At 34.7% G+C, this 12221-nt stretch carries 10 protein-coding genes; 4 read left to right on the forward strand and 6 right to left on the reverse strand.

Annotated features, from left to right (window positions below):
• Positions 1 to 76: 76 nt before the first annotated feature.
• The 3 genes from hrcA (at position 77) to fmt (ending at position 3934) form a co-directional block, all read left to right on the forward strand.
• Positions 77 to 1402, forward strand: a complete 1326-nt coding sequence (gene hrcA / locus Q0X59_RS00235; protein WP_366517004.1) for a heat-inducible transcriptional repressor HrcA — start codon at positions 77 to 79, stop codon at positions 1400 to 1402.
• Between the two features lie 345 nt (positions 1403 to 1747).
• Positions 1748 to 2884 carry a molecular chaperone DnaJ gene (dnaJ, locus tag Q0X59_RS00240; RefSeq protein ID WP_103043058.1) on the forward strand — a complete coding sequence of 379 codons (1137 nt, stop codon included), beginning with the start codon at positions 1748 to 1750 and terminating at the stop codon, positions 2882 to 2884.
• A gap of 69 nt (positions 2885 to 2953) precedes the next feature.
• The gene (gene fmt, locus Q0X59_RS00245; protein ID WP_297642358.1) at positions 2954 to 3934 is read left to right on the forward strand and encodes a methionyl-tRNA formyltransferase; all 981 of its coding nucleotides are present in this window, start codon (positions 2954 to 2956) and stop codon (positions 3932 to 3934) included.
• A gap of 4 nt (positions 3935 to 3938) precedes the next feature.
• Here the strand turns inward: fmt and serB are convergent, their stop codons facing one another.
• Complete coding sequence (gene serB / locus Q0X59_RS00250) at positions 3939 to 4610, reverse strand: phosphoserine phosphatase SerB (protein WP_297642360.1); 672 nt, start codon at positions 4608 to 4610, stop codon at positions 3939 to 3941.
• Positions 4611 to 4894: 284 nt separating this feature from the next.
• On the opposite strand from serB, the gene Q0X59_RS00255 reads away from it, so the two are divergent.
• Positions 4895 to 5731: an inositol monophosphatase family protein gene (locus tag Q0X59_RS00255; protein WP_082266235.1), complete on the forward strand. Its 837-nt coding sequence runs from the start codon at positions 4895 to 4897 to the stop codon at positions 5729 to 5731.
• 81 nt (positions 5732 to 5812) lie between these two features.
• Here Q0X59_RS00255 and Q0X59_RS00260 read toward each other — a convergent pair whose 3' ends face one another.
• The 5 genes from Q0X59_RS00260 to Q0X59_RS00280 all read right to left on the reverse strand — a co-directional run bounded on the left by Q0X59_RS00260 (position 5813) and on the right by Q0X59_RS00280 (position 12204).
• The gene (locus Q0X59_RS00260) at positions 5813 to 6094 is read right to left on the reverse strand and encodes an HU family DNA-binding protein (protein ID WP_004119480.1); all 282 of its coding nucleotides are present in this window, start codon (positions 6092 to 6094) and stop codon (positions 5813 to 5815) included.
• Between the two features lie 184 nt (positions 6095 to 6278).
• Positions 6279 to 8729 (reverse strand): lysylphosphatidylglycerol synthase transmembrane domain-containing protein, encoded by a 2451-nt coding sequence (locus tag Q0X59_RS00265; RefSeq protein ID WP_103043055.1) that lies wholly within the window; start codon positions 8727 to 8729, stop codon positions 6279 to 6281.
• 121 nt (positions 8730 to 8850) lie between these two features.
• On the reverse strand, positions 8851 to 10293 hold the full coding sequence (gene purB, locus Q0X59_RS00270; RefSeq protein ID WP_297642363.1) for an adenylosuccinate lyase: 1443 nt from the start codon (positions 10291 to 10293) through the stop codon (positions 8851 to 8853).
• 124 nt (positions 10294 to 10417) lie between these two features.
• The gene (locus Q0X59_RS00275; protein WP_297642503.1) at positions 10418 to 12010 is read right to left on the reverse strand and encodes an alpha/beta hydrolase; all 1593 of its coding nucleotides are present in this window, start codon (positions 12008 to 12010) and stop codon (positions 10418 to 10420) included.
• Positions 12010 to 12204 carry a hypothetical protein gene (locus Q0X59_RS00280; RefSeq protein ID WP_075523131.1) on the reverse strand — a complete coding sequence of 65 codons (195 nt, stop codon included), beginning with the start codon at positions 12202 to 12204 and terminating at the stop codon, positions 12010 to 12012. Before Q0X59_RS00280 ends, Q0X59_RS00275 begins: the two co-directional genes overlap by 1 nt.
• Between the last annotated feature and the right edge of the window lie 17 nt (positions 12205 to 12221).

The following is a 12221-nucleotide window of genomic DNA, read 5'->3' on the forward strand; positions in this document are numbered from 1 at the left end:
CTGTAAATAGTAGTATTTTTTGCTAACATAATAAAAACGAAGTTATATTACCTAATTGAATATGAGAGGAAAGTCAATGCAATCACGACGCATGATGGTACTTCGAGCGGTCGTTGAAGATTATATTCGTTCTCAAGAGCCTGTTGGTTCTGCATCTTTGACTAAGAATCATCATTTAGGTGTTAGTTCTGCAACTATTCGCAACGATATGTCTGCTTTAGAGGAAGAAGGATATTTAGTTCAGCCTCATACATCTGCAGGTAGAATTCCTACTGAAAAAGGATATAGATATTTTGTTGACGGTTTGGCTTCGATTATCCCTCTTTCTGAAGCTCAGCGTAGAGGTATTCGCAACTTTTTAAGTGGATCTGTAAGCTTGCAAGATACTTTACATCGTTCAGCTCGTTTACTAGCAAGTATTACTGGTCAGATTGCTTTAGTAGCATCTCCATCTTTATCTAAATCTCGAGTTCGGCATATTGAATTAGTGCAAGTTTCGGAATCAACTTTATTAGCTGTTATTATCACAGATACCGGCAGTGTTGCACAACATATGTTGCCTATTGGAAATATTCATGTTGACGATTTTTCATCTTTAACAACTGTCATCAATAATAAGTGTGTTAATGCTCCTTTTGATTTAGCTGCACGCTATGTAAGAGATTTGTCTTTACATATTGACGATTCTAATATGCGAATTGTTATTTCAAGTTTGGCTGCAGCAATAGATGATATGTACGCTGGAGAGCATGCTCATGATTTGTATGTTGCTGGAGCTTCTCAACTAGCACATAAACATCATGCTAATGATTTTGCACAATTATTTGATGCTCTAGAAGAACAAGCTGTAATCATGCGTTTGATGACTTCTTTGAGCGAAGAAGCTAGTGATTGCGTAAACGGAGTAAGTGTTGCTATTGGATCTGAAACTCATACTCCTGAGTTATTGAACGCTTCTGTTGTAACTAGCGGATATGGATATGATTCGTCTATTGAGTGCGATGAAAGTGAATCTTCTTTATATAACGAAGATAATATTAAAGATAGTAGTAATGAAGATGTGACTTCTTCATCATCAACTTATAGGTCTAAAACTTCTAATAGATTTAATGAATCTAATGAATCTAAAGTGTTAAGCTGTGATTACTTAGTTAAGAAAGAGAATACAAAAAATTGCATTGATAATATTTGTATTAGCACATTAAAAAGTTCAGATGATTATAAGAAATCTTCTAATAATAAAGATATTAGTGATAATTCGCTTAATAACACTTCTCATACGAATGTTCCAGTTGCTTTTATAGGATCAATTGGGCCGCAACACATGGATTATGCTGTTACAATGTCTGCTGTTAGAGCAGTTGCGCGTTATCTTAATACTTTCATATCTCATAATAGCTGAAAAATAATATGCTATATTTGAACTTCATTTGAGTTACTAAAACTGAAAAATAATAAAATAAAGTAGTAGGATTCGCTAATCAAATATAATTAAATATAATCTTAAAACTAATAAAAATATAATGTTAAAACTAATAAAATTGATGTAAAAACTGGTGAAACTTCAAGCAAAGCTGATGAAAACTTCAATAAAACTACAAGAAAAACTAAAATATTGCTGAAAGAATTTACATCAGTTAAAGATTTCTATGCTAATGTTGACTTTGCCTAATGCCACAATAAGATGACGTTGGAAGTTAGAATAAGTTTCATTGCGTGTTTTCGATGAAATAAATGAGGGATTATAGTGACTGATTATTACGAGATTTTAGGCGTTGATCGTAATGCAAGTGATGATGATATTCGTAAAGCTTATAGGAAGATGAGTCGTAAGTATCATCCTGATCTTGCAGGTGCAGAATTTGAAGATAAGTTTAAGGAAGTAAATAACGCTTACGAAGTTTTGTCAAATCCTGAAAAACGTCGAATGTACGATATGGGTGTTGATCCTAATAATCCATCTTCAGGTTCTTCTGCTGGTAATCCATTTGATATGGATATGGGTAGCGTTTTCTCGCAATTCTTTGGTGGAACTACTAGCTCACCAATTTCGAGAGTTCAAAGAGGTTCTGATTCGTTAGCAGAAGCTAATATCGACTTAAAGACTGCAGTTTTCGGTGGAACTGTAAAGATTAAAGTATCCACTTTTGGATTATGTAAAGATTGCAATGGAAATGGCTCTAGCGATGGAAATTCTCCTGTTACATGCCCACAATGTCATGGAACTGGTTCAACTCAAAAAGTTATTCATACTTTGTTAGGTCAAATGATGACTTCTATGCCTTGTGGAATGTGTGAAGGTCATGGAACTATTATTAAAAACGTTTGTTCTCAATGCCGTGGAACTGGTCGCGTTCGCACTGTTCGTGAAGTTGGAGTAAATATTCCAGCTGGAATTAACAATCAATCTAGACTTCGTTTAGCATCTCAAGGCGAAGTAGGCGAGTGTGGCGGACCTGCAGGAGATTTGTATATTGATGTTTTAATCCGAAATGATAAACAATTTACTAGAGAAGGTGATGATTTACATTGCTGGATTGAAGTTCCTATGAGCTGGGCTGTATTAGGACACAATACAACAATTCACACTTTTGACGGAGATAAAGAAGTTGCTATTCCTCAAGGCTGCCAAAATGAGGATGTTATTACTTTACAAGGCTTAGGATCTAGAATAATGCGTTCTGAAAATAAAGAACGTGGCAATTTACTTGTTCATGTAAACGTTAATATTCCTACTAAATTGAGTTCTAAAGAACGTGAGCTAATTGAGCAATTTGCAAAGATTCACGATTTAGAAGTTAAAGGTATAAAGCAAACTTCAGTAAAAGAGAATTTAAATCGTAAAGGTTTCTTTAGTAAGCTTAAAGATGCTTTTATAGATTAGCTTTAGCTAGTTTATATTGGTTTTATATTAGTTTTAGTTAGTTTTAGTTGGTTTTTCAATGGAGTGTTTATGGTATTACCATTGTTATTCGCTGGTACTCCTGAAGTTGCAGTGCCATCTCTTCGCTTATTAGCTGAAGATCATGAACATTTTGATGTGCGCGCTGTTCTTACGCGCCCTGATGCGCCAACTGGACGAGGAAGAAAATTAGTACAAAGTCCTGTAAAACAGGCAGCTTTAGAATTAGGTTTACCTGTATGGCAATCAGATCCTAGTGAAGAAGAGCTATTTATTAAGCAATTAAAGGATTCCGGTATTAAAGCTGCTGCAGTAGTAGCATATGGAAAGATTTTACGTGAACCTGTATTAAATGCTTTGCCTTTAGGATGGTATAATCTTCATTTTTCACTTTTGCCTCAATGGCGTGGAGCTGCACCTGTTCAAAGATCCATTTGGGCTGGAGATGATGTTACTGGAGCGACAGTATTTCGTATTACTAAAGGTATGGATTCTGGTCCTATTCTTTCTCAATACACTACTGAAATCAGATCTCATGAAACTTCTGGAGATTTGTTAAAACGACTAAGTTTAGATTGCGCTCCTTTGCTTTGTGCTTCTCTTAAAGGAGTTGAATCTGGAACTATTATTCCAATAGAGCAAGCTTTAGGATCGTATGAAGTAGCTCAAAAAATCACAGTTGAAGATGCCCATATTCGTTTTGATATTCCAGCTTTTGCTCTCGATCGTCAAATTCGTGCTTGCACTCCAAATCCTGGTGCTTGGTGTAATTTAGTTGATCCAACACATAATGAATCAGAATTAAAGTTGCATATTATTAAGTGTGCTTTAGCTGATAACAATGATTTACAAAAAAGGGGAGTTGTAAATCTTTTACCTGGAAGATTATTTATAGATAAGCATCATGTTTGGGTTGGTACTTCTAATGGAGTTTTAGAGTTGCTAGAAGTAAAAGCACAAGGGAAAAAGTCTATGAACGCTGCAGATTGGGCTAGAGGAGCGCATTTAAGCGATCAAGCACATTGTGAATAATAAGCTATATTTTTTTGCTAATAAACTTCAAAACTTCACGTAGATCTCGCTTATCTATGATGTTTGGAATTTTGTTTTTAACTATTTCTTTAGCACAAAATGCGATTCCTGTTCCTGCACAAGTTAGCATTTTAATATCGTTAGCGCCATCTCCAATTGCAACAGTGTTTTCTATGCTTATGTTATTTTCATAAGCCCATTTTTTCAGCATATAAGATTTATAATCTTTGTTTACGATTTGCCCCACCACGCGTCCACTTAATTTCCCATTTACAATTTCTAAATGATTTGCTGCCCAAAAGTCTATAGAAATAGAAGATAATATATCATCTATAACTTCATGAAATCCACCAGAAACAGCTCCAATTTTCCATCCATATGAATGAAGAATCTCAATCAATTCTTTAGCTCCATAAGTTACATGTATTTTTTCGCGTATTTTAGTTAATATTGATGAATCTGTATCTTTAAGCATTGAAACTCTTTTAACTAGTGAAGTATTAAAATCGATTTCTCCTTGCATAGCTTTATGTGTTATATCTTCTACTTCTTTTGCTACTCCAGACTCTTGCGCAAGCAAATCAATTACTTCTTCGTCAATAAGAGTTGCATCAACGTCCATAACTAAAAGCCCGTGTCTAAAAGCTTGAGTTTGGCACTTTTTATATTCATCCATATCTGATACTGTATATATGATGTACAACAAATCAAATAAGAATCTTTGATTGTTATATGTTTATTCTTATGAGTTTTATGAATGGATGTAAGTCTTACTTGTAGTAAAACTTAGTTTTATATGTTTTATATGTTTTTATTGTGATAATTGTGAAATTTTATTGGAGTGTTTGAAATATAATGTGTATACGCTTTGTAACATGCTAAAACTTGAGTAAAATAGATGCAAGATTTTAAGAGAATATGTGGATACAGATGAGATACAGACGATAGAGAGGTGAGAATATGTCAGAAATAAATTTAAGAGAAGCAGCATTAGAAGTAGCTAGAATTTTAGAGGATGTTGGGAAACACGCTTATCAAGATCAATTAAGTCCTAGAGATATGAGCTCTTTAGCTCTTGGGGATCCAACGCAGTCATCATCAGAGTTTGGCGATAAACTTATTCGTTTTATTGAGAATCGTTTAACATACATTAACGCATTCCAAGGTTTTTGGCGCAATCGTCATGAGCATTGTAAGCCTGGGGAGCGCTTTTGGTGCGTTGGCAGTATTGATGGAGCAATCAATTTTAATAGAGATATGGCAGAGTGGACTCTTACTGTTTCTTTGTTTGAATTTAATGAAGAAAGCTCAGCTCAACCTGTTTTAGGTGTTGTTCACGCTCCTGCTCTAGGTCTTACATATTTAGCAGCTAAAGGTCAAGGTGCTATTCGAATACGTCGTACTCCTAATGGTGAAAAACGCGAAAAAATTACTCCTTCTACAACATCAACCTTACAAGGATCTGTTGTGTGTTACGGAATGTCGTATATTCCAGAAGAATCTAAGAGAGCTTTAGATGTTGTGTCTTCATTAGAAGGTGGACCTGCAGATATTAAACGTATAGGCCCTGCATCTCTTGATTTGTGTAAAGTTGCAGACGGTACATACGATGCATATTTCGAGCCGCATCTTCATTATTGGGATATTCCTGGTGTTTCTGCAGGTGCAGTTGTTGTAAAGGAAGCACAAGGAACTGTATGCCAATGGGATGGAAGTTCTATACATTGGCGTAGAGAAAATGATGTAGTTGCCTCTAATGGTTTAGTTATTAAAGAATTACAACAATACTTACATTAGAAAAAATTGAAGGGACATAGCAACACAGCGAAATGTCCCTTCAATATTTTTTATTTTACGCTTTTAGTGTAAAAGTGTGATTCAGGCAGTTACAGCCTTTTTCAACAAAGAACCAGCAGAGATACGCACACCGTAGGATGCAGGAATCTTGATGGTTTCACCGGTGCGTGGGTTACGACCAGTGCGCTCAGCGCGCTTTACACGCTCTGCAGAGAAAAGACCAGTAAGCTTCAAACCTTCGCCGGACTGCAAAGCCTCAACGAACACATCCTGGAATGCGTTGACGGCGGCTTCGGCCTGTGCCTTGGTCAAATTGGACTTCTGTGCGATCTTCGAAACGAGATCAGACTTGTTGTATGCCATGCAGCATCCTTTGTGTCAGGGGCCTTTCTCTTTCAAAGGCCACACTCATACTTGATATTAGTACATTTTCCCTACAAATGTAGCCATTTTTGATGATTTCTTAAACTTTTTTAATATTTTTTTCAAAAATGAGTCTTTAGTAAATAGCAAAACTATTATTTAGTGTTCTAAATTGCGTTTTTCTCTATATATTGCCAGTTTTACTAAGCCATCTCATAGACATAGCTCCTAAAGGTATTCTTAACCAATAAAACATCAATCTATAAAGAAGTGTTGCAGATAATGCAATTGTCGGCGGAACTCCAACTGATGTAAATGCGAATGTCAATGATGCTTCTACAGCTCCTAATCCTCCAGGAGTTGGTATAGCAGAGCCTGCAGCATTTGCAACTAAGAATAGCAATATTGTTTCTAAAGGATTTGCATAATAGTCGAAAGCAAGAAGTGAAATCCAATATCCTAATCCAACTGCTATAACTAATATGATTGCTCCAAAAATACTGATAAAAAGTTGTATCGGCTTAGAAATCATTTCTTTAATTTGCTGTCCATAAGCAAAAAGAATTGGTAAATAGCGCTTTGTTATTTTTTTACGAATAGGAGCAATTGCCATGCATATGCTTACAATCAATGTAACTAATCCAATTACTGTAATAAACATATGTGTTGGGATCATTCCTGAAAGTACATTTCTTCCAGTAAAAATACCGATTGCGAACATAACAAGCGTTGTCATAATAGCTTGGATCATCCAAGTTGCACTTGTAATAGCTGTAGCTGCAGTAGGAGAGTAGCCTTGCTTTTTTAGAAGTTGAAGATTTACAAACGCTGGTCCTACTCCAGCTGGCATAGAAACAGCTGTAAAACCTGATGCTACTTGTGAGCAGAATAAAACCCAAGCAGAAGGCTTAGCGTCATCCATGAATGAGCTTAATGTTATTGCTGAACCAATCCATGCTGCAATGCTACATAATAAGCATATTAAAACTAGTAGAGGGTTCGCCATTCTTATAGCTTTAACTAATTCTTGTAAATGTAATTGCGTGATTATAACTACACCAGCAATAATTGCTAAAACTATACTTACAAAGAATCGAATATTGAAACGAGAAAGACGGATTGCTGTTACATCTTCTTCGTTCACTTGCTCTATAACATTCGCGCTTATTTTATTATTTAATTCCTCAAGCATTTTCTTATTAACTGAAGGCAATGCTCTTGTAGATGCAGGTATAGCAGCTTTTTGCATAAAAGGCAGCAAATCAGCTAAAGTGTTACGTCCCCATGATTCAATTGCTGCTTGAATCGCATTATCTATGCCAATTAAAGCTGCAATAAGTGTTAATAATTGTACTTTATCTAAAGCAATATTGTTTTTATCACTAGCAACATCGCCATTATGCCATCCAGCTATAATTGGCGTTCCATCTTCTAATCTAGCTAAAGTTTCTGGAGTAATTCTCCTATGAGTAATACCTCTACTATTAGCAATATCAAGATATCTCATAAATCTAGCAGCATCATCAATAGTCATAGTATTAAGATTGCATGGGCTAGGAGTGTTATTAGAGTTAAAAACCATCATTGATGACTTTTCAAAATCTGTAACTCCATAAAAATTAGCTGTTGCTAATCTTAGATTTCTTAATGCAAGTAGCATTGAAAGATGATGATGAACTGTATGACGAGCTGAAGGGTCTCTTCTAACAGGAACGTCAATAAGTCTAATCCATTGCCAAAGCTGATTTATGTATCCTGGTAAGTGAACTTGATTGTCTAAAACAGAAATTACGTAACGATTGCCATGAATATCGGTCGCATCATACATACGAGAATTTTCTATTAAGTCGTCATCTAAACTAGAGCGAAGCATTCCAGAATGATCTGCTTGTTGGTTTCTTCTAGTTAATTGCACTAAATTATTGATTCCTATATTGCTTAAAGCGTCAACAATATCGTCACCCCAAGCACCTTTGCTTTTAGTTCCTTTAATAAATCTAACTAAAGTTCCAATAGTTCTGCCAATACACCATGATGCTAGTACTCCAGTTAAAGAATTCCATGATGTCATGATCAAAATAGGAGCAGTAACAATCAAAGTATTCCAAGATATTTTCAGTATTCTATTATCTCTTCTAGGACCACTTACAGTAAGGAAAGCTACTAGTACTGCATACATATCTGGCAATAATTCAAATACTTCTATACCTTGAGAATTAGAAATTGAAGTAAGGGATGCGAAAAGAGAAGGACTATTTAATTTTGCAAGCATATAAGAAATTGCCCATGAAATTAAATATGTTAAAAGCAAAGTGATAGTTGATATTGATATATCAACCCATCTTTTTGCTCTAATCATACTCGCAAGAACAACTGTGACGATTATAATAGTTAAACCTTGTTGCATAAGAGATGAAGGAACATCTGTTATAATCCACACAATAATTTTGCCAGCATTTCTAGCATCGTGCTCGACGCCTGCAGTAGTACCAGAAAGATACATTGCTGAAAGAATTACAACAAAGCTTAAAACCAATGACAAAATCGCATAAAGTAAATCTGCTAGATTTCTCACTCTACTAGGCTGAGTGTCATTGATAACAACATCTGTATGTGAAACTACTTGCGTTTGCATTTGAACGTACCATCAATTGTATGCGTGTTTAATGTTATTCTGCTCAAATTAGAACAGGAATGCATAGCGTGCTATTGTATAACACACTATGCATAGTTTACATGATTCTTAATAATATTCCTTATTCAAGAAAATCAACTAATTTTGAAGCCAATCCTGTATAAGTTTCTGGCTTTAAAGAAGTTAAACGTTTAGATGTTTCAGAATCAAAGTTTCTAGAAGAAATGAAGGATTCAACGTCTTCTTGGTTAATCTTGTTTCCTCGCATTAGTTCTTTAACTTGTTCATAAGGGCGTTCCATACCCTCAACTCCAGCAATCTCTTCAGCTCGCATAGCAGTTTGTATTGGTTCGCCTAAAACTTCCCAATTGTTATTCAATTCTTGTTTCATAAAATCACTATTAGGATGAATTGATTGTAATCCTCCAAATAGATTGTTAAGAGCAAGTATTGCATATCCAAACGCTGAACCAATATTTCTTTGCGTTGTTGAATCTGTTAAATCTCTTTGCCATCTGCTCTCAGTAAGAGTTGCACAAAGAGTGTCGAGTAAGGAGCAAGAAATTTCGAGATTTGCTTCAGCATTCTCAAAACGAATAGGATTTACTTTATGAGGCATAGTAGAAGATCCTGTTGCGCCTTTAACTGGAACTTGTACAAATACTCCTCTAGAAATGTACATCCATATATCAACAGCAAGATTATGTAAAATATGGTTGATGTGGCTAACAGTGCTATATAATTCAGCTTGCCAATCGTGACTTTCTATTTGCGTAGTTAAAGGATTGAAATCAAGATTCATGCGATTTGTTACAAATTCTTTTGAAACGCTAATCCAATCGACTTCCGGAAATGCTACTACATGCGCTCCAAAAGTTCCAGTAGCACCATTTATTTTCCCAAGATAATCTTGATTATCTAAATGCTTTTGCTGTCTTTGCAAGCGATAAGCATATACAGCAAGTTCTTTTCCTAAAGTAGTTGGAGTTGCAGGCTGACCATGAGTAAGCGAAAGGAGAGGCATATCGCGATATTCTCGTGCTTTTTTAACTAGATAATCCACTATTTGGTCTAATTGCTTTCTATAAACATTTTTCACAGCGTTTTTTACGCATCGAGCAATAGAAAGATTATTTATATCTTCACTTGTGCAAGCAAAATGAACAAGAGTTTTAAGCGAAGAAAGTTGAGTTTTATGATTTAACTTTTCTTCTGCTTCGTCTAAAGCGTCATCAATGTAGTATTCAACAGCTTTTACATCGTGATGAGTAATAGCTTCATGAGCTGCATGACGTGCAATTCCTTCTTTATCAAAATTTTCTGGAATAGAACGCAAATATTCACATTCTTCATCGCTTAAACGTTCAACGCCCTTAACAATTGGCATAAAGTTATTTTCTTTATAACCATTTGCTAAAAGAATCATCCATTCTACTTCCACTCTCATACGTTCGCGATTTAATGCAGGTTCGCTTAAGTATTCAACTAGAGGAGAAGTTTGTGTATGATAGCGTCCATCAAGTGGAGTAAGAGCAATAGAGGGAGAAATATCAGTAAGCTTCATAGTTTTACCTTACATCAAACTAGGAATTAGACTAACAAGTTTTAGTTTGCTATAAGTTAAATCTCTGCCTAAACTAATTGGGAAGTATACACTGTAAATAAAACTATAGGTTAATTACAGATGATTATTTGTTCATAACGCCTTGCCATAGTGTTGTACTTTCTAATTTTCCATCAACAATATTCTTGAAATGATTCTCTTGATTTAGAATTGCGCTAGATCCTAGTGTTGAAGCATCTTCATATGCAGCTTGGTGATAATGTAAATCATGTGTTAAAGTTCCTTTTTCGTCAATTCCTTTAACTGTTACACCTGAAATATCATACTTTTCATTATTTTCATTATTTTCCTTAGATTTTTTAGAATTCTTAATATTTTTTCTATCAAAGTGTGTCGCTTTTGCGCGAATCGTTACCCAATTACTTCTTGAGGGATTTGATTTGCCGTCAAGATTTGCTACAAGTTCATCTTCCATTTCTATGCTTGTTACCCAAGTTTTTTCTGGAATATTATGATTAGCTATAGGAGATCCTGCTGTTACAACATGTTGAATATTGTATTCTTTAGAGTAATCGCTAGCTATTGCTGCAGCAACAATCCCACCTTGTGAATGACCTATAAGCGCAACAGGATCATTTTTTTGAATTCCAGCTTTCTTCATTGCATTTATTACCATGCGAGCGCTATCTGCTTTTACTCTATCTGACTTATATGCGCTCATAACTTCTGCGTTTTGTTCCCATCCGAAAGGGGAATGAGGCTTACCATCTGTTCCAGGTATTGTAACTAACCACGATTTAGATCCATCTTTCTTTTTGAAACATTGTATAGCTATTGTTGCAGCTTCACTATTAGCAAGTGGAGGATGAACTCCAATATTTCCGCTGCTTAATTCTGTAATATTTGTTAAAGCTTCTTTAATGCTTTGTCCATTTTTTGGCAATATTGTTTTAGATTTATTTGGAATATTTATTTTGCTAACTGTTAATTTATTCCCTTGAGAATAATTGTTTATGCGAGAAGTTATTGAGCTTAATCCAGCAGAAACTTCAGATAAAGAAGATCTTGAAAAATTATTGAAAATAATACTTTTATCTTGTTTGCCATTATTGAATAATAATTTAGCTTTTTTCATAAAATTCAAGCCATGAATTGCAAATCCAGTAATAGGGTTAATAAGAATATTATTTGATATTCCCCTTATAAAACCTTGTTGCAAAGGAGCAGTTGCATTAGACCATTTAGCAAAATTAGTCATACTGTTGTTTTTGTCTGAATTTAACGAAATTCCAGCAGAAATTAGCATTGGTATAGATAGAGAAGGAATTAAAGTAAAGCATAAATATACTGTATTGTCGAAAAAATTACGTGTTGATAATTCTGCATTAGAATATAAACTATTTGCTCTAGCGATAAGCTCGCTTAAATCTAATAATTTTTCTGAAATAAGTTTACATTCTTGTGAATTGATTCTACATTCTTCATAGCTAAGTGAAGTATTTATAGAATCGCTTATATTGCAAAATGGACCATCGCAGGAATTTTTAGCTAAAGTTATGCTCATAATTCTCATATAAGCTTGAAGCCAATTTTCACTTAGATAATTAAAATCATATGAAAGATTTTTCAATTGATTAGAGCAATATAAGTATTCTTGTTCTTTAGAAGCAGATAATGCTTTTCCACCTATTATTGTTGATTGAACTTTCCAAGGCATCATGCACCTCCATAAGTATATGAAATTGAGCATGCTTTATTTGCTAAATTTTGCAAGTCATTTTTATATAGAGTTGCAGCTTTACCAGTCCAATCGCTTAATTCATACGAACGAACAAGTGCGAGTAAATCCATTGCACTGTAATACGTATTGCGTTTAAGCCACGCGAATTCATCATAATTATCGTTAAACATATTTGTTATTACACACA

This window comes from uncultured Gardnerella sp., assembly GCF_947280595.1.
GTDB lineage: Bacteria > Actinomycetota > Actinomycetes > Actinomycetales > Bifidobacteriaceae > Bifidobacterium > Bifidobacterium vaginale_A.